Genomic DNA, 23,008 nt, shown 5'->3' on the forward strand with positions numbered 1-23,008 from the left:
GCCGACCATGACTCGATTTGCCGCGTTTTCGTTGTCACTCCTGTCGATGGCCCAGGCCTTCGCCGCCAGCGACATGCAGGGCATGGATCACAGCCGGATGGGCGATCTGCAAAGCATGGACGAGGGCATGATGCAGCCCGCCGCGCCGACCGAAAGCCGCACGCCGATTCCGGCGCTGACCGACGCCGACCGCGCCGCCGTGTTCACCAGCCACGCCGGACATCAGGTCCACGACAGCGCCATCAACACGTACTTCCTCGCCGACAAACTCGAATGGCAGGACGCCGACGACGCCAGCACTCTGGCCTGGGACTTGTCCGGCTGGATCGGCGGCGACATCGATCGGCTTTGGCTGCGCTCCGAGGGCGAACGCAGCAACGGCAAGACCGAAGATGCGGAAATCCAGGCGCTGTGGGGCCACGCGATTTCGCCGTGGTGGGACGTGGTCAGCGGCGTGCGCCAGGACTTCAAACCCGGCGCTCCACAAACCTGGGCCGCGTTCGGCCTGCAGGGCATGGCGCTGTACAACTTCGAAGCCGAAGCCACGGCCTTCATCGGCGAAAACGGCCAGAGCGCGCTGCGGCTGGAGGGCGACTACGACATCCTGCTGACCAATCGCCTGATCCTGCAGCCCACCGCCGAACTCAACGTCTACGGCAAAAACGACCCGCAACGCGGGATCGGCTCGGGCCTCGCGAACACCGAAGCCGGACTGCGCCTGCGCTATGAAATCCGCCGCGAATTCGCGCCCTACATCGGCGTGACCTGGAACCGCACCTACGGCCACACCGCCGATTACGCACGGGAAGAAGGCGAGGATCGCAGCGAAGCGCGACTCGTCCTCGGCGTGCGGCTGTGGTTCTGAATCCCATCAAAAAACAACACCGAGGTCTTGCATGCGCACATTGAAAATCTCCCTCGTCTTCGCCGGCGGTCTGCTCCTGAGCACCCTGGCCCAGGCCCATCCGAAACTGCTGTCGTCGACCCCGGCCGAAGGTGCCGACGGCGCGGCGCCCGGCAAGATCGAACTGCGGTTTTCGGAGGATCTGCTGACCCAGTTCTCCGGCGCCAAACTGGTGATGACCGAAATGCCCGGCATGGCCCACTCGCCGATGCCGATGAAGGCCAAAGTCAGCGCCGGCAGCGACCCGAAAACCATGCTCGTCACCCCGCTCTCGCCTCTGCCCGCCGGCAGCTACAAGGTCGAATGGCGCGCAGTATCGTCGGACACGCACCCGATCACCGGCAACGTCACGTTCAAAGTGAAGTGAGCGATGGCTGAACTGATCAACATCCTCCTGCGTCTGGCGTTGTATGTGGATTTGCTGCTGTTGTTCGGGCTCGCGTTGTTCGGGCTGTACAGCGTTGAAGCGGTGCTGCGGTTTCGGCCGATGCTGCGCGGGATGGCGTTGATCGGGGCGCTGCTGTCAGTGGCGGGACTGGTGCTGATGACCCGCGCCATGAGTGGCGAAACGGAGTTCGCGGCGCTGTGGCCGCATCTGCAAATGATGGTGCTGGAAACCGACGTCGGGCTGGCGTGGGCGCTGCGGATGATTACGCTGATCGTCGTGATGATCTGGCCGGGATTGTGGCTGGCATCGATGGCCGGCGCCGTCGCCCTCGCCTCCCTGGCCTGGAGCGGACACGGCGCGATGGATAACGCGTGGCATCTGCTCAGCGACATCCTGCACTTGCTCGCGGCGGGTGCGTGGTTAGGCGCCATGCTCGCGTTGATCTTGATGGCGCGGCTCGACGCACTGTGCAGCGAGGCGCGCATTCGTTCGCTGGCGGATTCCGTCAAACGCTTCGAAGGCGTCGGCGCGGCAATTGTGCTCATCCTGTCGGTCACCGGCGTGGCGAATTACCTGTTCATTGTCGGCCCGTCACTGGGCGAAGTCCTGCTCGGCACCTACGGGATTCTGCTGGCGATCAAGGTTGTGTTGTTCGGGGGCATGCTGGTGCTGGCCGCGTTGAACCGCTTCCACCTCGGGCCGTTGCTCGAGCAATCTTTGCGCGCGGGGCAGCATCAAGTGGCGGCCAACGCCTTGCGCCGCAGCGTGGCACTGGAGCTGATGATTGCGCTTCTGATCGTGGGACTGGTGGCGTGGCTGGGTACATTGAGCCCGGAACCGGGGTGACACCCGGCAAACCCATTCACTACACTGGCCCGCACTCCCACTGCACAAGCCCGATCACAATGACAATTCCAAAAAGCACGATGATCTTCTGCGGCCTGCTGGCCATGGCCGGCGCCGCTCAGGCACAAGAGCCGGCCTCGCACCTCGATACCATTCAGCAACAGGGCCAGTTGCGCGTTTGCACCACCGGCGACTACAAGCCCTACACCTTCAAACGCCCGGACGGCGGATTCGAAGGCATCGACATTGCCATGGCGCAATCCCTGGCCGACAGCCTCGGCGTCAAGGTCGAATGGGTACAGACCACCTGGAAAACCCTGATGCCGGACATGCAGGCCGGCAAGTGCGACATCGGCGTCGGCGGCATTTCGGTGACCCTCGAACGCCAGAAAAAAGCCTTCTTCAGCAACACCCTCGACGTCGACGGCAAGATCCCGCTGGTGCGCTGCGCCGACCAGTCCAAATACCAGACCATTGAGCAGATCAACCAGCCCAACGTGCGCCTGGTCGAACCCGCCGGCGGCACCAACGAAGCCTTCGTCCACGCCTTCCTGCCCAAGGCGCAACTGGCGTTGCACGACAACGTGACCATCTTCGAGCAACTGCTCGACAACAAGGCCGACGTGATGATCACCGACGCCTCCGAAGCCCTCTACCAACAAAAACTCAAACCCGGCCTGTGCGCCGTCAACCCGAGCCAGTTCATGCAATACGGCGAAAAAGCCTACCTGCTGCCGCGCGACGACATCAGCTGGAAACTCTACGTCGACCAGTGGCTGCACCTGAGCAAAGTCACCGGCAAATACCAGAAAGTCCTGAGCGAATGGATCGCCGTACCCGCGGCTCAGTGAACCTCAGTCGTCATGCATCAGGCCGGAGCTGTACTGGTTGAAACTGTTGCCGATATTGCTCCCGCCAAACTTCAACGTATTCACGTTCCGCGCCTCCGGCGACTGACAGTCGCTGGAGAAACAACTGGTGGTAGTCAAGCCACCGGAGCCGGAGCAGGCGCTTAGAACCGAGACAGTTGCGACGATCAACAGCGCTTTGAGTGGATTGTTCATGGTGTGTGGCGCTCGGGTGGGGTCGGGATCTTGTGGAGGGATCGTAGGCCTGTGCGGGTGGCGGGAAGATGAAACTTGCGGGGTTTTCAGCGGGGGTTCAGGTTCGGTCTTTCACAAAGGTTTACATCGGTTTTTCAGTTCGCTCGGTATAGTTTTTTGCAACTTGAGCAACCCAGAGAACCCGCAATGCCGTCGACCAGCCAGTTGGTAAATCCTGACCTGATAAAGATTCGACGGCTGTTCACAACACCCCTCGCCAGCATCCAGTACCCCGATGCCGCAAAACTTAATTCCCAACTGAAAACCATCATCACGACCCGCATGGCGCAAGATCGTAGCGGCGCCCAGCGCAGCAACGAGGGCGGCTGGCAGTCCGCGAACGACTTCCATGAATGGGGCGAAGAAGCCAGCGACGCCCTGGTGAAATTCGCCAAAGCGTTCGCCGTGCAAATGACGGCAGTGCACAGCGAACAATTCGGACTGATCGAACCGAGTTTCGAATGGAAACTCAACGCCTGGGCCAACGTGAATACCGCCGGCCACAGCAACGCCCTCCACGGACATCCGGGCGCCTTCTGGTCAGGCGTCTACTGGGTGGATGCCGGCGGCCGAGAAGACGACCCGACCGTCGGCGGCGACCTGGAATTCGCCGACCCACGCGGCATGGTCGCCTCCACCTACAACCCCGCACTGCGAATGCGCGTCGAAGACTGCATAACCGCAGGCTTCAGCAGCACCTGCGCCGCCAGCAGCGGCACCTTCATCATGTTTCCATCGTGGCTGATGCATTCAGTTCGACGGTTTGAAGGGACGAGGCCAAGGATTTCGATTGCGTTTAATTTTGGTGCTTGAGCCACAGAAAAGCGGCCCTCCACGACAGAGGGCCGCAACGACCTACTTCGGCTCGACGTTATCCAACGCCTGATTCACCGCCAACGACCCCAACATCACCAACTGCGCAATGCCGATGGCGGTTTTACGGTGGGCGGGTTCCAGGGAGGCGGCGAAGTTGTTGAGCATTTCGGAGGCTGATCCCAAGGATTCGCTGGCGTTGGCGAGCAGGGATTCGGTGTCGTAGGCCGGGTTGGCAAAGTACATCGGATCGTGTTGGGTGTGGCTGCCCATGATCCGTTGCTGTGGGGTGAGGTAGTGATCGAGGGCGCGTTCGGCGGCTTCGTTCAGGGTTCGTGAATCGGGGAATTTGTAGGGGGAAACTGGATCGGTTTCTGGTGGGTTGGGTGTTGGTTTGAACATGGATGAAACTCCTAACACTTTTAGTGAAGGCTTCACCCTTTCGCTACCAAACGAAGGGTGGCGGCCATGAACAGGTTGGTAGACCGGGTGTCAGGAGCCGGCGCGCCCGAAGACGCCCTGTACATGACCACCATAGACCCCGATCAAAGCACGACCGGAGACGATGACGCTGTACATCTAACACACGGGCTACCAAACCCGACCACTGGTTTTCAGTGACTTGGGAACGATAAAAGCCACGGGGTAGACGCACAAGCCGGCGGATTCTGTCTTAGGTGTAGGGGGTGGCGCAAGGTTGTGTAGGTCCTAGATGACGTCGATAGTATTCAATTAAACGATCTAACGTTGCTGTTTAAAACAAGCTCAAGGAGTAGTGACTAGCCATGCGCTACGGGTAGCGCAGCGCGTCGGGCCAATGATGGATTGGATGAGCTAATTCTGTAGGCCTTAAAACTCGTAGCCTTCAGCGCCATAAAGAAATCTCGTACCACTTTCGTACCACCCTTCTTCTGTCTCACCACGCGGCACGCCAATATTCCTCGTTGACGCGTGTGTCTGTCGCTCCAATCCAAAGCACTCCCTACAAGCTTTCCTGCGCGAGCACGAAGCACCTGGGCGGAAGTGTGTCTGTGTCATTTGCATAAGTACGAGCGAGACGAAGCGCAGCACCGCCCTACAGGAGATGTCAGATTTTCGGGAAAGACATCAGAAAAAAGTAATTTTGGTAAGCCGAACGTTTTATTCGGCTTAGAGCCTTGATTTCAGGTGTCTGCAAAGGATCGGTAAAAGGTAATTTTCAAATAATAAATAGGGAAGGTAATTAACTTTCAAGGAAGTCATTTCTTTTTCTGTACCCAATACAAATCAACCAGTTACGAAAACATCACCTTTTCATTATTAATTACCTTCTGATGCAATCCAGCAAAGACAATGAATTCAGGGCTTTCGGCGGCGTACTGATGCCATGATTATTACTTTTTTCCAAATGCGCTCCTGAAAAGCGAACCCAAGCGCAGCCCCATAACTGCCGACCGCGTGCCGTGACACGTTAAGTGACCCAACCCTCGCAAGAATTCGCAGATTTTTTTGTCCTCGATGATTACAAGGGCGACTCCCGGCCACAGCGGCTTTCAGTCGCGTGCAGGACTGCGGAAAAAAACCATTTACTGCGCAGGCGCGTTGGGGGACGACAGAGCGCGAAAGAAAGTGCCTTGTCCGAAAAAACTGTATAGGCAAACAGTCTGATTGCATATCCAGCATCAGGCGTTTAGGATCCAATTAAAATCTGAGCTAGGCACTCTGCCACTAGAGGACCATTTTATGTTTTCAGTCGCTTCTGCTATCAGTGAAATTAAAACGATTGAAGAAATCAATCACCTATTCAAAATCGAGCATGACTATACATTGACAAAGGATGCATATCGTCGCCCCCTCCGGCCATACGAGCTGATAAATCCAGATGCCAAATGTCAATTCCTGAAAAAAAACAAGACTTGCGGACAACAACACCAACACGGTTTCGTAGTTGAGACATGCGACAACAAAAAAGTTCTCATTGGACACTGTTGTGCTCTGAACCATCTCGGCTTAGATGATGAAAAAGTCCGAAACGACTTCAAACGACTTTCGGCAACTGAAAGGGATGAAATTCGTCGAAGCAAGATCGATGTTCTTTTGGCAAAAAAGGAGACGTTAACTCGAGATGTGAAGCAAATACTTGGGGAAGTGAAGCTACTACAATCGGATGCTAGCCAAGTGCTCGCGTCTTTACCTACGCAACTGGTTAAAACCCTATCTGACCGGTGGAAACGAAACGCGCTAAAGGTTAGCTGCGAGTATCTAATCATTAAACGTGAAAAAGATAAAAGTGGAAGGACCGACGTAGAAAAATCTTGGCATTCTCATGAATGTGGAACGTTAAAGGGTCTTGGGACATGGCTACAAGCAGAAAACCAAAACTACGCACAGCGTCTATATGAGTTCCTACACAAACTTCAAAACATTTCATTAAAAAAACGACTTACTAAAGACGAGCTGGCAACGGCTGAATCAGTTTTCAATGAGCTTGCCGAGTTAGATGTGCTCGAACGCGAAATTAAAAAACAACGTAGTTTAATTATTGAATTTTGCACATTACCCAACCTGCTAGTAACCGTTCAATTATTCGCAAATAGAGAACTACGTGCAGCAATTGTTGAAAGCGCGTATCACCTCTCAGGAGAGTCGCTTAAAGTCTCGTCGAGTCGTGTAGTAGATGCGATCGATAGATCTATAAGAGAACACTACAAAGCAGATGGCCTTCGCATAGCACCTTAAGCTAAATCAAGTTAAACAACGAACAGAAACAAACACACAAACCTCCACCTACAATTACAACTTAACTCTCAAATACAAAAAAAACAAAGGCCAGGAACAAAAGTGCAAAAAGATAATGAATTCTTATCGCTATATCTAGAGAACGAAACTTCCAAAATACGCACTGAACTACTTAAAGAAAATCAAAGTATACGACTAGAGCTGGAGGCATTAACGAATTCTAGCAAGAGCTTGCTTGCCGATGTAGAAAACAAGATCACAAATGCTGAAAACAGAATCACGGAAAAAGCAATTGATAAAACGCTTTTTATTATTAAGCAAGTAAAAGAATGGGTAGGTATCGCAGCCGTTTTTATTTCAGCAATTTTCCTCCTAGGCGGCTTTCTAGGATATAACAACCTTGTAAATACTCTAACCGACGCTTTCAAAGACAGAGTTACCAAATGGATGCAATTTGATGAGCAAGGAAGTGGGGGGAAAAGAGCACTCGATGAGCTCCGCACTGAGGCAATTATCAACGCGTACATGATTCGACTTGCACGAAATTACTCTTCGTCGAGTGAATCACTTTTCCCAATTAACGGAGCGGAAGAAAAACGCTTATTAGACGTCCTGCAAACGCCAACGACAAAATACTCAGACTTTTCCGACATCCTAACAATTATCGTTAAAAATCGTGGCCCTTTCAGATTTGCTCTTTCGGAAGATGACGTAGGAAAAAAAATAGCATCTTTGCTTACCGTAGAAGAAATATCACCTGAGAAAAAAAGGCTGATATTAGAGAAAATGAACGGAGATGCTGCGCTACTCCCCTATTCGAAGTCGATTTTGAATGACGAAAATCAAAGCATTTATGTTCGCCTAGCAGCATTTGAGAATGTAAAAAATTTTGATTCGGAGTTAGCTATCGCTTTCGCAAACAAGAATGTAGACAATATAACGCCAAGACTGAAACCAAACCTAGTTCTTTATCTGGCGAGAGAGTCGGGGCAATACGATCCGGCACTACGCTACGTACAAATTCTAATAGAACAAAAATCAGAATACTGGCAGTCTAACTTACTCGAGTTAGTATCAGGTCTTGGAGAAACATTACCATCTGCTGTAAACTCTGACGCTTACAAACTCGCCGACCTATTTACTAAAGTTGTTGAAATAGATGGAAAAATAGGGATGTCGGATGAGAAGTTTGGCCCTAAACGAATAGTTTTAAAACTTGATGGCGGTTACGCTATGCTTGCAAAGCCCGGTCGCTTGTTGAAGGAACCGCAATTAATCAAGAACATCATAACAAAAAAAGGGGATTCGATAGACTGGCTTACGAAAAGCACCGATTTCTTCCAATTATCTGACCAAGGTAATCTTCTTACGACAATGATTGTCACGCTTGGAAAAAACTCAAGCATAGAAACACAAGGCAATTTTAAATTAACAGTTACAAATGTGCTTGGCGATATTTGGCTGAGGACTCAAAACCTTCCTGGCGGAAAGCAGTTAGTGGCAACTTGGCGAGACAGTAATACCGGAATTATACATACAGAAAGCGTCAGAAGTGCAAGCCAACTCGTCGTTATGAATTTCCGCCTATCGTTCGATGAGAAACTATTTGAATCGCTCACCTATGATTATCGATCGCCTACAGATTTTTTGTAAACAGCCGCCCCACTAATAACAAATCAACCGCAAGACCAAACAGGAGACAGATTTATTTGCCACCTAGAAATTTAAAACAAATAAACCTGATCCCTCTTGTTCGCTTTTGTTCGCTTAAAACTGACCGGGTCATTGGTGGCTGAGACTGTGAGAGACGCGTATCGCGCTTCGGTTGGGCCGCACAGGTTGCTCAAGAAGAACGGAATTTGCGTGCCTTCGGAAAGGCACGCCCTCACGTCGAATCAGCAGTTTTCTGCACGTGCGCTATCTGCCTTGATCGATTTGGACAATGCGAAGCCCCCCAACCTGCTTAGCTAAGGAGTTTGTGACAAAAACCTATACGGCAACTAAAATCCCACGGAAAGCGTAAGGGCGGCATAGGAGGCCTGATCCAGAGGCTGGTTCGATTTCCATTTACCAGCTCACACGAGAATTGACTTTCACAAACAAGCGAAAGAAAGGAAGCTAAAAATTGAGCGAGCCAAAAGTTTTTATTTCTTATAGCTGGTCGACACCCACTCATGAACGCTGGGTACTTGATTTGGCCGAAGAGCTGATTGAGTCCGGAATCAATGTAATACTTGATAAGTGGGACTTAAAACCTGGACAAGACTCCATAGACTTCATGGAGCAAATGGTAAAAGACCCCTCCATCGACAAAGTATTGATAATTTCCGATAAAGTTTACGCAGAAAAAGCTGACAACCGATCAGGAGGAGTTGGGACAGAAACTCAAATAATATCGAAAAAAATATACGACCAAGTTGATCAAGAGCGCTTTATTGCCGTAATTGCGGAAAAGGATCTAGATGGGAAAGCTTATACACCTTTATTTTATCATTCTCGACTGTACATAGATCTGAGTGAGCCCGATCGCTATGCTGATGGATTCGACTCATTGATTCGATGCATTCATGGGCAGCCACAATTTAAAAAGCCTGCACTTGGAAAAAAACCTGAATATTTGAATTCCGAGGCCAGCATCAATCTGGGAACATCTGCACTATTTAAGCGAGCGATCGCTGCTGTCCGGGAGCACAAACCTTTCGCTGCAGCAGCTCTTGATGAGTATTTAGTAACCTTCTCAGACAATCTGGAACAGATCCGCATAAGTACTACTCCTGAAGTAATGTTTGATGACGCCGTAGTCAGCAGTATCCAATTATTTATTCCTGTTCGAAATGAGCTATTACAAATTGTAGATACGTCTTGCCGGTACCTATCGCAGCAAGAGTTCGCTGAGGTCATGCACAAATTCCTAGAGTCTTTAACCAAATACTTCACTGAGTTGAATGGCCGCTCAAGCTATAGAACCTCAGACTTCGACAACTACAAGTTCATCATTGGCGAGATTTTTCTCTACACAATAACCATACTAATAAAACACAATAAATACCAAGCAGCAGCCGAAATACTGAACAGCAATTACTATATAAAATCCTCGAACAACGGAGTTCCGCACCTAACATCTTGCCAGTGCTTCTACGAAAACCCCGAAAGCCTAGAATACAGAAACAACCGATTAAATCTGAATAGAGCATCGATCAGCGCCGACTTGACAAAAGACAACAACAACGGCACAGGAGTGGACTTCCACCTATTAATGCAAACTGACTTTATTCTTTACGTAAGAAACAGCTTAGACAAATCTGGTTTTTGGTGGCCTAAAACCCTCGTTTATCTTGGTCACTTCCCAGGCGCTTTCGAAATATTCAGCCGGGCAGCTTCTCAGCAATATTTCGAGAAAATTAAATCATTGCTAAAAATAAGCTCCAAGACAGATCTTACACCTTTAATTGAAGAGCATAAGCAGCAAGGGGGAAGATACTATGGATTTGGACATGGCTTTGACATTAAAAGGCTATTGAATTTCGACGAGCTTTGCACTATTTGGTAAATACCAACATCAATAAAGTAGCCGAAAATAATAAGTAGGCTATTTTAATTTAACAACAAGTGAAAAATGGTGAAAAATGAACCAAAAATGGGGACCACAAAAAATTAGGACATATCATTTGCCACCATGATCAAAAACAATGGTTGCGAATTTAATTACCACTAAAACACATAAATCTAACCCCACTTTTGATGAAACTTTCCTGAAGTAATTATTTCTCAAACGGGAAGTTATCAAAAATATTATAAGCCAGCCGATAAATATCTGTATAACCATGCGTCCTAGCTAGTTGCGGAACCCAGTAGCGACCATGCGCCATCCAGTTCCTAAATGCTAAGGCTCCCTTGAGCTCCCTTACGTAGTCTGTTGAACTGGGGGCGTGTCGTTTCCAAGCTTCTAGCAAATCTTCAAAACCCACCCTGTTTTTATTTCGCCTGTAAATCTTTATGAAGGCACGACTAAGTTCATCCTTAAGCTTCCTGTCAACTCTAACGAGGTAATCCAACCGAAAGCTTGCTTCCAATGCAGCTAAGATAGTCAAGCATACCGTCACCTCAAACTCACGGCGAGCATCTTTATATTCGAGCTCTATTTGTTGGGGCGTGGAAAAAGTATATCTAGTTAAAAATGAAGCTCCATTATCGTTGTAGTAGGAGGCCATTGCCGAATTCATAAGTTCGAAATGGTGAGCTATATCTATCAGATCGAGATTCAGCCCAGAAGGATTGAAATCGATTCTCTTCATGCACCAATTTCCATCAGCAAGGACAGAAAATTGTTTTCGTTAAGGTCCGTGTATATATAAGGAGGTTTATTTGAGACAATTTTCCATTTCCATGGCAACTCGATTTTTTCAGACTCGATTTTCTTTACTGGGGGCACTGCCTGACTACCAATAGTCACCCTGAAATTTATTTTTGGTCCGTCACCCCTGACCAAGGCAAGCATCCCAGTTCCGGCCGGCCCCAATACATCAACCCGTCCTTTAGAACCTATTAACATTGTACCAACAGGAGCAAGAATGTATTTAGCATTGCCCACCATCAAAACGCCCTTATTGACCTTGTAGGCACCCAGAAGTTCTTCATGCAAGGTAGTTGTCACTAACTTAAGATCAATGCTTCCTGTCTCCTTATAGGGAAGGACATAATTCTCGATCGATATATAAAGCGAATCGAGGGCAGCCCGCCACTCTTGGATTTCATTTTCAGGATCAAAAGTGGGCGCCTCACTTTCAGTTGAATGTTTCGCTACAAAATCTTCAAAGCTCTTATTCTTCGCCATAAACCCCCCTGAACAATCTAATTTACTTATACATACTGCTGGCACTATACCCCAGTTACGATCCTTCCTAAAAAGGCTCAGTACCGTTCAGTTTAGGCCCAAAACCTCTCGGCCCACTCTTCCGATGCTCCCAAGCCCCTCCTCCCCTATTCCTGATAAACTCCCCCACCTCCCAGCCACACCGATTCCGTACCCCCAATGCCCCCAATCTCCGCCACACCCGCCCCACTCTCCCGCCGTTTCTCCGTCGCGCCCATGATGGATTGGACTGACCGTCACTGCCGGTACTTCCTACGCATCCTGTCGAAAAACGCCCTGCTCTACACCGAGATGGTCACCACCGGCGCTCTGCTCAACGGCGATCACGAGCGTTTCCTCCGTCACAACGAAGCCGAGCACCCGCTGGCGTTGCAGTTGGGCGGTAGTGTTCCGCTGGATCTGGCCGCTTGCGCACGCATGGCGCAGGAGCACGGTTATGACGAGGTGAATCTGAACGTTGGCTGCCCGAGTGATCGGGTGCAGAACAATATGATCGGGGCGTGCCTGATGGGGCATCCGCAGTTGGTGGCGGATTGTGTGAAGGCGATGCGTGATGCGGTGTCGATTCCGGTGACGGTGAAGCATCGGATCGGGATCAATGGGCGGGACAGTTATGAGGAACTGTGCGAGTTCGTCGGCACGGTGCGGGATGCCGGGTGCACCAGTTTTACGGTGCATGCGCGGATTGCGATTCTGGAGGGGTTGTCGCCGAAGGAGAACCGTGACATTCCGCCGTTGCGTTATGACGTGGCGGCGCGGTTGAAGGCGGATTTTCCGGAGCTGGAGTTCATTCTGAACGGCGGGATCAAGACGATGGAGGCCTGCCATGAGCATTTGCAGACCTTTGACGGGGTGATGCTGGGGCGCGAGGCGTATCACAATCCGTATCTGCTGGCCGAGGTGGATCAGCAGTTGTTCGGCAGCAGCGCGCCGGTGATCAGCCGGGCCGAGGCGCTGGCGCAGTTGCGGCCTTATATAGCCGAGCATTTGCTGGCCGGCGGCGCGATGCATCACATCACCCGGCATGTGCTGGGCCTGGGCACCGGGTTTCCGGGTGCGCGCAAGTTTCGTCAGTTGTTGTCGGTGGATATCCACAAGGCCAAGGATCCGCTGGCGTTGCTGGATCAGGCGGCGGAGTTGTTGGCCGGGCGTTGAGGCCCGACCTGCTCGTTTGAGGTCAGGCGGCTGCGGCCGCCGTCCAGTTAACCCAACCAAATTGCCAGGTGGCAAGGATCAGCAAGCCGAAGCCGATCCGGTACCAGGCGAAGGTGGCGTAGCTGTGGTTCGCAATGAACTTCAGCAGGCCGCGCACGGCGATCATCGCGAAGATGAATGCTACGACGAAACCCAGGGCGAAGACCGGCAGGTCGCCGCTCTGGAACAGTTCGCGGTACTTGTAGCCGGAATACACCGCAGCGCCGACCATGGTCGGCATCGCCAGGAAGAACGAGAACTCCGTGGCGGCCTTGCGTGACAGGCCGAACAGCAAACCGCCGATGATGGTGGAACCGGAGCGCGACGTGCCCGGAATCATCGCCAGGCACTGTACGCAACCGATCTTCAGAGCGTCGGCCCACTTCATGTCGTCCACATGGTCGACACTCACTACGTGATCGCGCTGCTCGGCCCACAACATCACGATGCCGCCCACGACCAATGCAACCGCTACGGTGATCGGGTTGAACAGGTATTCATGAATCGTGTCGGCGAATAACACGCCAAGAATGACCGCCGGGAAAAAGGCGATCAGCAGATTGCGGGTAAAACGCTGGGCATTGCTTTGGGTCGGCAGGCCTTTGACGATCTCGAAAATCTTCGGGCGAAACTCCCAGACCACGGCCAAGATGGCGCCCAGTTGAATAATGATGTTGAACGCCATGGCGCGTTCACCACCAAATTCCAGCAAGTCGGCAACGATAATCTGGTGGCCCGTACTGGAAATGGGCAGGAACTCGGTCAGGCCTTCTACCGCCCCAAGAATCAGCACCTTGAACAAGGTCAGTAAATCCATTAATCCTCCGTCAGAGCGCTCTTTGCGGGCGCCCCGTTAAATGCATTCAGGCATTGAGTATCTGAAGTAAAACAATTGGCAGATGAACACCCATTGCCCGACTCGGGGACGGAGAATATGTCTTATCAAAAGCCACACTCAAGGCATGTTAATAAACGTCCGTGTGTGAACTTGTCGACGTTATAGCCAAAAGACAGGCCTGCCCATAAAATGTGACCCACCTCACACTGCTCTGATACGTATGCAGTTGAGTGATGGCCAAGGGACATAAAAACAGGTCGCGATAATTACAAAATAGTGGCACCATTCCACATTGCCACCATCTAACGGCCTCAATTCCGTTAGTTCACAGCCCCGAAAAAATCAACTAAAAGCTTGAATCGCTTAATTATTGTTAGAAAACTCGGGAGCCACGTCTAAAATCCGCGCAAATGTTACCAATTGTCAGTCACAGATGAGAACCGGTGCTTTAACATCCCGATGTCAGCACCTTTTCGAGTCAATGCATGATGCTCACAGGTAACTTAGCGACTAAAATCCAGCGCCGTACAAGCAACGAACCAGGTGTTCTCACCCTGGCTCGTACCCGTGGCGTGGCAGAAGATTTTAGTGCGCTAATCGCAAAGCATGTGCAGAACAATGTGGCGCTTGAAGCCGACGCCTACGCTAGTTCATATCAGCAAAACGAATATTACGGTTCCCATCGAGCCATCTTCATTGTCATTGATAGCCCGCAGGCACTGGAAGATAACCTTGCACTGGTGGAAAACCTGCGCAACGACAATTCGAAGCCGATTATTTGTGCAGTGATCACAGGTCGCGGTGCCCACAACAAGATCAAGTATTTTCTTGCCGGGGCCGACTTCTGTATCAAACTCAATACCTTGTCCGATGATGGCACGGAGCCGCTCGGCGAGTTCTTCGACAGTGAAGAATGGCAACGGGATATCAGCCTGGTGCTGGACTCCACCCGCATCTGCCTCTCGGACGCCAGCCGCCGACTGGATATTTCCTTTGCCGAAATGAAGATCCTGCAAGCCTTCGCGCAGACCGGCAATCACATTCTCAGCCATGACGAAATCGCCGGCATCATGGGGCTCAACACCCATTTCTACGATCCTCGGGCGCTGGAAAAATCCATCAGTCGCTTGCGTGGGAAAATAAAGGACGTGTACGGTACGAACGCCATACAGAGCATTCGCGGGTATGGTTATCGTCTGATGAGGGGGTTGATCTCCAACGCCTGAATCAAGGAATCAGTCTTTTTGCAGCATACGAGGGAACGTCTGATGCAACTCTTTGAAAATCCGCTGTCTCATAGTTTTAACCGCATCACACATCTAATAAAAAGCCGTCAATTGCATGAGCGCTGCAACACTTAAACATAACAATAAACCATTACTCTAACGCAGACCGAGTGGAACTTATCGAGGGCCATTTTTTGGGCCCAGACCCTGCCTTTCGATTAATTCCGAGGAAAACATTGCTCGCCTGCCATTATTTTTTCGCCAAATTTGGTGTGTACTTTAGGAGAGAGACATGGAAACCAGCACGACCCTCCCAAGAAAATACTTTGTTGTCGTGACTAACAGCTCAGCGTCGCAACGCGAACTCGAGAGCATTCTCTCCAGTGAGCGTTTCAATTCGTTTGGTACGTCTCAGGCACAAATGTTTATTGAAGGTGTTGCTTCGCCCTCTTCCGCTCCGATGCTGATGGAGTTCACTTACCCAAGCGGCACAAGGAAGCATGTCGCACGCAGCATTGAACACGATACCCAGAAAATCCTGGCCACCCTCGAATCGGAATGGCTCGCAGCGCAATCGGCCCCTCCGTTTCACAGCACTTCGGCAACAGCCGGAGAAACCACCCATACGTCCCGAACGCTTGAATCCACTGGGTCCTGCACCGAAGCATGGCATCTCGATAATGACCAGGGTGCATTGACGAAGGAAGGCGTCGAAATCAGTCTCACCGGGCTCGAAACCGCACTGGTTCGCAAAATGCTGCACCACGAAGAACGCGTTGTCAGTCGAGACGACCTAATCCTCAGCATTGGCAGAGAACCGGAGCAATACCGGGGCCTGGAAATGTGCCTGAGTCGTCTCCAGGACAAATTCAAAAGTGCCAGCAATGGTGAACGACTGTTTCGAGCCGTGCGCAATCGTGGTTATTGCCTGATCCAGGAAGTTGTTGCCTGACAACAACGCCAACGCAAAAAAACAAACAGATACAAGTGCTATTACAAGAATAAAAGAAGCACTTTGTTTGGCTCATGTCCTTATAGTCATCCCTGCCTCCCTACCCTTCCTACGATAGCAAACCCGATCTCGATTATTCACCCCCCGCCTTTCGACCTTTTCTAACGTTTGAATATTGGAAATTTAAATAAGTTGGCACTGTGCCATCTTGTTAGAACTCGTCAGACAGCATCCCCGGCAATAACTTAGTCTATTGACTGACGACAGTTCCGCATTCCGGCGTTGTTACCTCAGGACACTGGCTCAAACAACAATAACAAGTCTGCTTAACAACTCGGTTTTCTACTGTCGAAACCTGAATGGACGTCTTTTGGGGATATCGTATGGATCTTTCTCTTCGTATCAATCGAAACACCGGCCTCAAGGGACTGACCTTTTGGGGCCAATGGGCGCTGGCACAGACTTTCATTGTTTCACTGTTGTTCTTTCTGGCCGAACAGCACACCGGAACCGTCGAGTTCTACTACCGGATGTGCACGATCCTCGCGGTACTGGCGTCGGTTCCGGCCTATACATTCAGCGGCGCGTATCGAAAGCGCGACAACTATCTGACCGGGCTGGGTCGACTGTTCGTGGGTTGGTTCATGACCATGGCCGGTCTGGCGTTCATCGCCTTCATCTGCAAGGCCGATGCGCTGTTCTCCCGCCAAGTCATCCTTGAGTGGGCGGTGTACGGTTTCCTTGGCCAGGCACTGCTGTACGCACCGCTGCACGCGTTCTCGAAGTTCTATCAGCGCTCGCGCAAAAGCGAACACAAGACTCTGATTGTCGGCACCGGTGAATTGGCGCTGGGACTGGCGAAGAAGCTGAGTCAGCTGGAAAACCTGCCGTTGGTAGGTTTGGTCAGCAACGGCGAAGTCCCTTCCCTGGAAGCGGACGCTCCACGCGTCGTCGGCGCTCAGGACGAGTTGCTCGAGCTGATTCAGAACCACGACATCCGCCGCTTGTACATCACGCTGCCGCTGTCGGAAGCCGCCAAGATCGAAGCCATGTATGTGGACTTGCTGGATGCCAACGTCGACGTGGTCTGGGTGCCGGATCTGAACAGCCTGACGCTGCTCAACCATTCGGTGAAAGTAGTGGACGGTCTGCCGGCGATCTACCTCAACGAAAGCCCGCTGACCAGTCGCCCGACCGCTGCGCTGAGCAAGAGCCTGGTGGAGAAAGCCGTCGCCCTGCTGGCCATCATCCTGTTGAGCCCGGTGCTGCTGGCCGTGGCCTTGGCGGTGAAGCTCAACTCGCCGGGCCCGGTGTTCTTCAAGCAAGATCGCCACGGCTGGAACGGCAAGGTGATCAAGGTCTGGAAATTCCGCTCGATGCGCGTACACGATGACCGTGACGTCAAGCAGGCCAGCCGCAACGATTCACGCATCACCGCAGTCGGCCGCTTCATCCGTCGCACTTCGCTGGATGAATTGCCGCAGCTGTTCAACGTGTTGCAAGGGCACATGGCGCTGGTCGGTCCACGTCCGCACGCCGTGGCGCACAACAACTACTACTCGGGCAAGATCCTCGCCTACATGGCTCGCCACCGAATCAAACCGGGCATCACTGGTCTGGCACAGATCAGCGGTTGCCGGGGCGAGACAGATACGCTGGACAAGATGGAAAAGCGCGTCGAGATCGACCTGAAGTACATCAACAACTGGTCGCTGTGGCTGGACCTGAAGATTCTGGTGAAGACGCCGTTTACCCTGTTGTCGAAGGATATTTACTGAGACGCAGGGCTTGAGAAAGCAACACCGCAAGGGGACGAGAGTCCCCTTTTTTGTGGGCGGGATTTGGGGGTTGGTCGGGGTTCTGAACCCAAGAGTGACAGATGCTCTTATGTCGCCTGAACAGACGCCTTCGCGGGCAAGCCCGCTCCCACAGGTTTTTAGGTGATGCCGTAATCTTCGCCACTCTCGAAACTTGTGGGAGCGGGCTTGCCCGCGAAGGCGCCGGATCATTCACCATCAGGTATGAACCTAGAACACACCGACTCCCACAGCAATCACGGCTGCATCAAGATCCCCCTTCACCACAAACCAAAACGGGAGCCCACAGGCTCCCGCTTTGACTCCACACCCTCCCGAACCTACTCGGTAATCTTCTCGAAGTTCCGGTAGAACATGTCCCCTTCACGGCTGTCGGTCATCGAGTGCAGCTGGAAGCTGCGGTTGAGTCTCGCACCACCGTCACGGGTCAGCGGCGCCCACACCAGGTTGGCGCGGCGCATGGTCGACATGCTCATCATCTCGTCGAACGGAATCGACAGGTACAGGCCCTTGTCGAAACTACCCTCGCCATACTCGGCGCTGCCGGCGGTGGTGATCGTCGCCCAGGCGCCGAAGCGCACGCCGTTGGAAAACTCGCGGGAGATATCCAGCGTGCCGCCAAAGTCGCCCGCCAGGTAACGCCCGACGCTGACGGCCGCGAGCGTTTCGTAAGGCAAGTCGGTGTAGCCGGTGATGTGGCCGGTCCAGACCGAGTAATCCTGCAGGCCGAAACCCTGGTCGAAATCACGCTGACGCACGTAGTTCAAATCCGCACCGATCGACCAGCGCTTGCCGGTCGGACGAAACAGCACCTCGCCCCCTACCCCGGCGAACATCGATTCCAGATAACCGCCGTAGACCATGCCGTACAAATCCTTGTCCAGTTGTTCGGCGTGGCTGACCTGGAACAACGGCATGGTGGTGTCCGATGTCGTCAGGTACTGGCGCAAATCCGTACGCACACGCGGCAGGCCGCTGGGGGCGTCGTATTTGAACTTGTCGAAGTTGTTGATCAGGTTCTGACTGAGCAAACCGTTCCACCAAGTGTTGCGGTTAAAGCGGTATTCCGCATCGAGATCCGCAGTGAACTGATAGAGCAAGCCATCGGGGCCACCGACGTTCTGTTTGAAGCCCAGCCCAACGCCGTAATTGAAGTGCTGCGGCGCTTCGGTGTAGAGGGTTTTCTCGTTGTGCGGCATCGCCGGGTTGATCTCGGTGGTGCGATGCAGCGCTTGCAGCGGCTCCTCGTTGTTGATCACTTCGCGGAAGGTTTGTCGGGGCACGCTGGTTTCCTCCAGCGGCAGGTCGTAGCGCTTGTTGACCACGGTGAACCAGTCGATGTCGTCGTTGACGCTGTTGTCGAGAATCCGGCTCGCGCGGCCAACAGCCTTGGGCGAATGGAAATAACGCTGCTGCTCGCCGTACACGATCAGTTCGGAATCGCGCTGGGTGATGCGCTCCACCTTGTAGCCGGCGTTCTGCTGCAAACGGCGGGATACGTCGGCCCAGTTGACCTCCTCCATCGTCGTGCTCGGCGCCTTTACCGGCAGCGGTTCGGCCGGCGGATCGAAGGTCTTGGCCGGGGCCTTGCGGCTGACGAAATTGGTGTGGAACGTGATGCCGAACATGGCCGTGTTGCCGCGCTCCCAGGCCGCGCTCACATCGACGGAATCGGTCACCTTGAACACCGCGCCGAGGTTGATCGGCGAGTCCTGCTTGATGATGTTGTCCTTGGGCTCGTGCTTGTAGTCGTTGCCTTCGTATTCGAGTTTCAGGCTGAGGCGGTCCCAGGGCGTCTGGTAACTCACGCCGCCGAAAAACGACGGCTTGCCGCGAAAGTACGAGCCGGCGTTGACGTCACCGGTGCCTTCCAGATCCGGGCGGGTGTTGAAGCGGTCACTGATCGAACCCAACGGGTTGTCGACATCGCCGCGATTACCGATATAACCCCAGGCGATGCCGGCGCTGAAATCGAAGTTGTCATAGCGCTTGTTGGCCACGAAGAATTCACTGGCAAACAAACCGGTACCACCGATGTCTCGAAAGCCCAGCGCCACTTCCGGCGCCCAGTGGCTTTCCTGCCACAGCCGGACCTTGGCGTCGACCGCCTTGTCCTTATAGCTCTGGCTGCCGCTCAGCGCCTCGGAGCCGTAAGGCCGGTTGGTGATGGCGGTGTAGCGAAACGAACCTTCCAGCCAGTCGAGTGGCTGCAACGAAACGCTGTATCGGCTGTACGGTTCGGTGCGGTTGGCGTTGACGCTCAACTCACCGGCGGGCGACATGCGCGCGGTCGGGGTCTGTAGCAGGCCGACGCCACCGAAATCATTCTGGGTAATGCGCGGCTCGGCATGCACCAGGCCGCAGGGCAATAACAACACAGCTGCAAAACGCAAATTCAACGAACCACCTCAGCCAACTGCGTGGCAATCAATTCGGCCAACTGCTGATTCAGTTCAGGGACAGGCGGATCAAGGTCATCATTTTTCAACGGCACCAGAATCTTGCTGCCGGCGACAGGCATCTGCCCGCTCTCACGGTTCCAGTGAGCGATGCCGACCCGGCGCGAAACGCCATTGGGCTGGATCAGCCACAGATAATCGGCATCGGCGTCCGCCGTCAGCAACGTGCAGCCCTGCAGGTATTCGCGGGCCTCCTGCAACGGCTGATAAGGCAGGCGGCACGGCTCGGCGACGGCGCCCAGCACTTCGACTTCGTCGACTCGCTTCGGGTAGATCAGGCGATCGCCATCGTCCAGACGAATGTTGCGGGCGAAGCCGACTTCCACCGCCACCGGATCGAGATCGGCGATCTGCCGTCCGGTCACCGGCATCTGTCGGACTTGCTCGGCCACCTGCTGCGCCAGCGCTGCCCGCGAAGGTTTATCGAAAAGCATCGCCATGCGCTGCAACACATCCAGATCGAACAGCACGCCGACCTTGAGCCGCGTCTGTTCCTCCAGTAGTGACTGACGCAACAGGATGCCCGCCAGAAAGTACCCTTCAGCATTCGGTACGGCCTCGCCAATCACATCGCGCAAGCGTCCGCCCGCCGGCAATTCGACCGGCCCCGGATTGGCGACATCACCGGTAACGGTGACCGCTGCCTGGCTCGCACCCGTGAGCAACAACAGACACGCCGAAAGCGCTCTCAGCCGCTTCACGGAACGTGCCTGCGATCAGGCGTCAGTTGCACGATCCTGACCCGCAGTTGCGAAGTCAGTTGCTGCTCACTCTGCACAATGAATCCGTCAGCCGGATTGACCCAATAACGATTGGTCGCACGCAGGCCGATGGCCGGCGCGTCAATCTGCTCATCGACACGCAGCACGGTGTATTCCTTGTCGAGAATCTCGAGGGTTTCCAGGGACTTTCGCGAGAAGCGGCTGTTGAGGATGATGCCGACTTCCTGACCTTTGTAGAGATCGATCCAGCGTCGGCTGGTGTAGCCGTCGGGGATATTCTGAAGACCCTTTTTGAACGGCGAGTCATCGGACAGACGCGTCCCGTCCAGATCGCCTTCCACGCCCAGGCCGATGGTCCGCACCACAAACCCGTCGCGCATCAACAACACCTGTTTGCCCGAGGCGACCCAGAACTGCAGGTCCTCGCGCTCGCGCACCAGCGCCAGCACGCCGGAGCCGGAAGGCGTGGTCAGTTTCAGCTGGGGATACTTGACCCCCGCGACCTGCTCGGCCGACACGTCCAGTTCATCCGGCCCGATGACGGCGGACTTGAGGTTGTTCAACGAAGCGCTCATCAGCGGATTGCAGCCACTGAGCAACACGGCCGCCATGAGGCAGACGCCCACTTTCAACGTTTTCACAGTCGGCGGCCTTATTTGCTGTTGTTACTGTATTCGCTCCAGTTCTTCGCAGCGGAAGCGCCCGTACCGACAATCGATGCCGACGGCACCAACTGGCTGATCAGACGGTTCCAGCGAGTCACGTTGGCAGGCCCGACATACACCACATCCTGAGGCCGTACTTCGAAGTGCGACGCGAGCGCCATGGCGGTCGGCGATTCGGCTTCCAGCTGGTAGATTTTCGCAGGCTCGACATCGAGGTTTTCGACCCCGCGAATGACGTAAACGGCGTTGCCGTTGGAGGTGGTCTGACTCAATCCACCGACCGAACCGAGTACGTCGGACAGGTTCATGGTGGCGGTCTTGAAACTCAGTGCGCGAGGCTGGTTGACCTCGCCCATCACGTAGATGCGCTTGTTGTCGTTGTACGGCAGATAGAGTTGATCGCCTCCCTTGAGGTAGACGTTCTGCAACTCGGAATCCTGCTGATTGAGGGCATCGAGATTAAGCGGATAGACCCGCCCGTTGCGCGTCAGCATCAGCCCGGACAAGTCGGCATTGTTGGTATCGACACCGGCCGAACCGAGGGCTTCGACCACGCTCAGCGGATTGGTCGAAATCGCCTGGGGGCCGGCCTTGGCCACGGCGCCCGAGACTACGACTTTCTGGCTGGCGAAGCGCAGCACCGCGACATCCACTTGCGGCTCGGCAATGAACGCCGAGAGACGTTGCTCGATGTCCGAGCGCAGTTGCTGGATGGTTTTGCCGGCGGCCTGGACTTCCTTGATGTACGGGTAATACAGCGTGCCGTCGGAGCGCACCAGTCGGCCGTTGGCATCGATCTGTTGCTGCGCGCCCGAGGGGGCAGTCAGCTCGGGATGATCCCACACGGTGATGTACAGGACATCGTTGCTGCCGATGCGATATTCAGCCGGAGTTGCCAACAGCTCCGCCGGCACCGACTCGCGCTTGTACGTGGCCCGGTTCATGGCGATGAGCTTGGGAGTGATCGGAATCAGCTCGACCCGGCTGCTTTCGCTCGCACCCTGACGCGTGATGCTGCTGGTACTCAGGTACTGACCGGGGGAAAACATGCAACCTTGCAGAGCGAAACTTGCCAACATTAAAAGAGTAAAACGACGATTCATAATGGCACTACGCTATTCAAGGGCGAATCCAAAAACAAAGTCACCCGGCTTTCGCCGGGCGACCCTGTACTGCACCAACAGTGACTTCAGTTAGTTGTGCGTTCCGGTTGTACCCGTGGTACCGGTGGTACCCGTTGTACCGCCGTTGGCACTTCCACCACTGTTGGACGCCGCGACAGCACTGGCGACCATGGCAGTACTCGCTGCAGGGGCTGTAGAAGCCGCTACACTGCCTGAAACATTGGTCACCGCCGTCAGTGGCGCTTCAGCTGCGGCTGCCCAGTTGCTCAACATCGTCAACAGGGCGATCGCCATCACTTTCTTCATATCAACTCCTTTCTAACATCGCACCTGAACATCGGGTGTTGGTTAGAGGTGGTAGAGTTC

At 53.7% G+C, this 23,008-nt stretch carries 22 protein-coding genes; 12 read left to right on the forward strand and 10 right to left on the reverse strand.

The window, feature by feature from the left end:
- Positions 1 to 7 precede the first annotated feature (7 nt).
- Genes CAF63_RS17345 through CAF63_RS17360 form a run of 4 tightly spaced genes read left to right on the forward strand, consistent with a single transcriptional unit; the run spans position 8 to position 2,989 of the window.
- Entirely contained in the window at positions 8 to 865 is an 858-nt protein-coding gene (locus CAF63_RS17345; protein WP_085686730.1) for a copper resistance protein B, read from the forward strand.
- 31 nt (positions 866 to 896) lie between these two features.
- Positions 897 to 1,271: a copper homeostasis periplasmic binding protein CopC gene (gene copC, locus CAF63_RS17350; protein ID WP_085686732.1), complete on the forward strand. Its 375-nt coding sequence runs from the start codon at positions 897 to 899 to the stop codon at positions 1,269 to 1,271.
- A gap of 3 nt (positions 1,272 to 1,274) precedes the next feature.
- Positions 1,275 to 2,138 (forward strand): copper homeostasis membrane protein CopD, encoded by an 864-nt coding sequence (copD, locus tag CAF63_RS17355; protein WP_085686734.1) that lies wholly within the window; start codon positions 1,275 to 1,277, stop codon positions 2,136 to 2,138.
- A 59-nt stretch (positions 2,139 to 2,197) separates the two neighbouring features.
- The gene (locus CAF63_RS17360) at positions 2,198 to 2,989 is read left to right on the forward strand and encodes a transporter substrate-binding domain-containing protein (RefSeq protein WP_178081299.1); all 792 of its coding nucleotides are present in this window, start codon (positions 2,198 to 2,200) and stop codon (positions 2,987 to 2,989) included.
- Between the two features lie 3 nt (positions 2,990 to 2,992).
- On the opposite strand, the gene CAF63_RS17365 is transcribed toward CAF63_RS17360, so the two are convergent.
- Positions 2,993 to 3,202, reverse strand: a complete 210-nt coding sequence (locus tag CAF63_RS17365; RefSeq protein ID WP_064380963.1) for a hypothetical protein — start codon at positions 3,200 to 3,202, stop codon at positions 2,993 to 2,995.
- Positions 3,203 to 3,388: 186 nt separating this feature from the next.
- Between CAF63_RS17365 and CAF63_RS17370 the strand changes: the two genes are divergently transcribed.
- Complete coding sequence (locus CAF63_RS17370) at positions 3,389 to 4,054, forward strand: TIGR02466 family protein (RefSeq protein WP_085686738.1); 666 nt, start codon at positions 3,389 to 3,391, stop codon at positions 4,052 to 4,054.
- Positions 4,055 to 4,096: 42 nt separating this feature from the next.
- On the opposite strand, the gene CAF63_RS17375 is transcribed toward CAF63_RS17370, so the two are convergent.
- Positions 4,097 to 4,456, reverse strand: a complete 360-nt coding sequence (locus CAF63_RS17375) for a DUF6124 family protein (protein WP_085608241.1) — start codon at positions 4,454 to 4,456, stop codon at positions 4,097 to 4,099.
- Between the two features lie 1,320 nt (positions 4,457 to 5,776).
- On the opposite strand from CAF63_RS17375, the gene CAF63_RS28490 reads away from it, so the two are divergent.
- The 3 genes from CAF63_RS28490 to CAF63_RS17395 all read left to right on the forward strand — a co-directional run bounded on the left by CAF63_RS28490 (position 5,777) and on the right by CAF63_RS17395 (position 10,322).
- Positions 5,777 to 6,772, forward strand: a complete 996-nt coding sequence (locus CAF63_RS28490; RefSeq protein ID WP_143492465.1) for a hypothetical protein — start codon at positions 5,777 to 5,779, stop codon at positions 6,770 to 6,772.
- 102 nt (positions 6,773 to 6,874) lie between these two features.
- Positions 6,875 to 8,425 (forward strand): hypothetical protein, encoded by a 1,551-nt coding sequence (locus tag CAF63_RS17385; protein ID WP_085686742.1) that lies wholly within the window; start codon positions 6,875 to 6,877, stop codon positions 8,423 to 8,425.
- Positions 8,426 to 8,897: 472 nt separating this feature from the next.
- The gene (locus CAF63_RS17395) at positions 8,898 to 10,322 is read left to right on the forward strand and encodes a toll/interleukin-1 receptor domain-containing protein (protein WP_085686744.1); all 1,425 of its coding nucleotides are present in this window, start codon (positions 8,898 to 8,900) and stop codon (positions 10,320 to 10,322) included.
- Between the two features lie 211 nt (positions 10,323 to 10,533).
- Here the strand turns inward: CAF63_RS17395 and CAF63_RS17400 are convergent, their stop codons facing one another.
- Positions 10,534 to 11,067 carry a hypothetical protein gene (locus CAF63_RS17400; protein WP_085686746.1) on the reverse strand — a complete coding sequence of 178 codons (534 nt, stop codon included), beginning with the start codon at positions 11,065 to 11,067 and terminating at the stop codon, positions 10,534 to 10,536.
- Positions 11,064 to 11,606: a hypothetical protein gene (locus CAF63_RS17405; protein ID WP_085686748.1), complete on the reverse strand. Its 543-nt coding sequence runs from the start codon at positions 11,604 to 11,606 to the stop codon at positions 11,064 to 11,066. Before CAF63_RS17405 ends, CAF63_RS17400 begins: the two co-directional genes overlap by 4 nt.
- A 198-nt stretch (positions 11,607 to 11,804) precedes the next feature.
- On the opposite strand from CAF63_RS17405, the gene dusA reads away from it, so the two are divergent.
- Entirely contained in the window at positions 11,805 to 12,800 is a 996-nt protein-coding gene (gene dusA / locus CAF63_RS17410) for a tRNA dihydrouridine(20/20a) synthase DusA (RefSeq protein WP_085686750.1), read from the forward strand.
- A gap of 22 nt (positions 12,801 to 12,822) precedes the next feature.
- Here the strand turns inward: dusA and CAF63_RS17415 are convergent, their stop codons facing one another.
- The gene (locus tag CAF63_RS17415; protein WP_085686752.1) at positions 12,823 to 13,656 is read right to left on the reverse strand and encodes an undecaprenyl-diphosphate phosphatase; all 834 of its coding nucleotides are present in this window, start codon (positions 13,654 to 13,656) and stop codon (positions 12,823 to 12,825) included.
- 506 nt (positions 13,657 to 14,162) lie between these two features.
- Here CAF63_RS17415 and CAF63_RS17420 point away from each other — a divergent pair.
- The 3 genes from CAF63_RS17420 (at position 14,163) to CAF63_RS17430 (ending at position 17,633) form a co-directional block, all read left to right on the forward strand.
- Entirely contained in the window at positions 14,163 to 14,903 is a 741-nt protein-coding gene (locus CAF63_RS17420; RefSeq protein ID WP_085686754.1) for a winged helix-turn-helix domain-containing protein, read from the forward strand.
- A gap of 292 nt (positions 14,904 to 15,195) precedes the next feature.
- Positions 15,196 to 15,855 (forward strand): helix-turn-helix domain-containing protein, encoded by a 660-nt coding sequence (locus tag CAF63_RS17425; protein ID WP_085686756.1) that lies wholly within the window; start codon positions 15,196 to 15,198, stop codon positions 15,853 to 15,855.
- A gap of 383 nt (positions 15,856 to 16,238) precedes the next feature.
- Entirely contained in the window at positions 16,239 to 17,633 is a 1,395-nt protein-coding gene (locus CAF63_RS17430) for an undecaprenyl-phosphate glucose phosphotransferase (RefSeq protein WP_085686758.1), read from the forward strand.
- Between the two features lie 359 nt (positions 17,634 to 17,992).
- Here the strand turns inward: CAF63_RS17430 and CAF63_RS17435 are convergent, their stop codons facing one another.
- From CAF63_RS17435 to CAF63_RS17455, 5 genes are all read right to left on the reverse strand, one after another.
- Complete coding sequence (locus CAF63_RS17435; protein WP_085686760.1) at positions 17,993 to 20,071, reverse strand: YjbH domain-containing protein; 2,079 nt, start codon at positions 20,069 to 20,071, stop codon at positions 17,993 to 17,995.
- Entirely contained in the window at positions 20,068 to 20,832 is a 765-nt protein-coding gene (locus CAF63_RS17440; protein ID WP_085686762.1) for a capsule biosynthesis GfcC family protein, read from the reverse strand. Before CAF63_RS17440 ends, CAF63_RS17435 begins: the two co-directional genes overlap by 4 nt.
- On the reverse strand, positions 20,829 to 21,494 hold the full coding sequence (locus CAF63_RS17445) for a YjbF family lipoprotein (RefSeq protein WP_085686764.1): 666 nt from the start codon (positions 21,492 to 21,494) through the stop codon (positions 20,829 to 20,831). The genes CAF63_RS17440 and CAF63_RS17445 overlap by 4 nt, the downstream gene beginning before the upstream one ends.
- Positions 21,495 to 21,505: 11 nt before the next feature.
- A complete protein-coding gene (locus CAF63_RS17450) occupies positions 21,506 to 22,621 on the reverse strand; it encodes a polysaccharide biosynthesis/export family protein (protein WP_178081300.1) in 1,116 nt (371 codons plus the stop codon).
- 90 nt (positions 22,622 to 22,711) lie between these two features.
- Positions 22,712 to 22,948 carry a hypothetical protein gene (locus tag CAF63_RS17455; RefSeq protein WP_085686766.1) on the reverse strand — a complete coding sequence of 79 codons (237 nt, stop codon included), beginning with the start codon at positions 22,946 to 22,948 and terminating at the stop codon, positions 22,712 to 22,714.
- Between the last annotated feature and the right edge of the window lie 60 nt (positions 22,949 to 23,008).

Origin of the sequence: Pseudomonas sp. B20(2017) (genome assembly GCF_002113125.1) — a bacterium.
Taxonomy (GTDB): Bacteria; Pseudomonadota; Gammaproteobacteria; order Pseudomonadales; family Pseudomonadaceae; genus Aquipseudomonas.

Bases quoted from the DNA above. Each gene is read 5' to 3' on its own strand.
- CAF63_RS17365 (WP_064380963.1), bottom strand. From the start codon at position 3,202: ATGAACAATCCACTCAAAGCGCTGTTGATCGTCGCAACTGTCTCGGTT.
- CAF63_RS17400 (WP_085686746.1), bottom strand. From the start codon at position 11,067: ATGAAGAGAATCGATTTCAATCCTTCTGGGCTGAATCTCGATCTGATA.
- CAF63_RS17345 (WP_085686730.1), top strand. From the start codon at position 8: ATGACTCGATTTGCCGCGTTTTCGTTGTCACTCCTGTCGATGGCCCAG.
- CAF63_RS17360 (WP_178081299.1), top strand. From the start codon at position 2,198: ATGACAATTCCAAAAAGCACGATGATCTTCTGCGGCCTGCTGGCCATG.
- CAF63_RS17405 (WP_085686748.1), bottom strand. From the start codon at position 11,606: ATGGCGAAGAATAAGAGCTTTGAAGATTTTGTAGCGAAACATTCAACT.
- CAF63_RS17455 (WP_085686766.1), bottom strand. From the start codon at position 22,948: ATGAAGAAAGTGATGGCGATCGCCCTGTTGACGATGTTGAGCAACTGG.
- CAF63_RS17450 (WP_178081300.1), bottom strand. From the start codon at position 22,621: ATGAATCGTCGTTTTACTCTTTTAATGTTGGCAAGTTTCGCTCTGCAA.
- CAF63_RS17370 (WP_085686738.1), top strand. From the start codon at position 3,389: ATGCCGTCGACCAGCCAGTTGGTAAATCCTGACCTGATAAAGATTCGA.
- CAF63_RS17425 (WP_085686756.1), top strand. From the start codon at position 15,196: ATGGAAACCAGCACGACCCTCCCAAGAAAATACTTTGTTGTCGTGACT.
- copD (WP_085686734.1), top strand. From the start codon at position 1,275: ATGGCTGAACTGATCAACATCCTCCTGCGTCTGGCGTTGTATGTGGAT.
- CAF63_RS17375 (WP_085608241.1), bottom strand. From the start codon at position 4,456: ATGTTCAAACCAACACCCAACCCACCAGAAACCGATCCAGTTTCCCCC.
- CAF63_RS17420 (WP_085686754.1), top strand. From the start codon at position 14,163: ATGATGCTCACAGGTAACTTAGCGACTAAAATCCAGCGCCGTACAAGC.
- copC (WP_085686732.1), top strand. From the start codon at position 897: ATGCGCACATTGAAAATCTCCCTCGTCTTCGCCGGCGGTCTGCTCCTG.
- dusA (WP_085686750.1), top strand. From the start codon at position 11,805: ATGCCCCCAATCTCCGCCACACCCGCCCCACTCTCCCGCCGTTTCTCC.
- CAF63_RS28490 (WP_143492465.1), top strand. From the start codon at position 5,777: ATGTTTTCAGTCGCTTCTGCTATCAGTGAAATTAAAACGATTGAAGAA.
- CAF63_RS17415 (WP_085686752.1), bottom strand. From the start codon at position 13,656: ATGGATTTACTGACCTTGTTCAAGGTGCTGATTCTTGGGGCGGTAGAA.
- CAF63_RS17430 (WP_085686758.1), top strand. From the start codon at position 16,239: ATGGATCTTTCTCTTCGTATCAATCGAAACACCGGCCTCAAGGGACTG.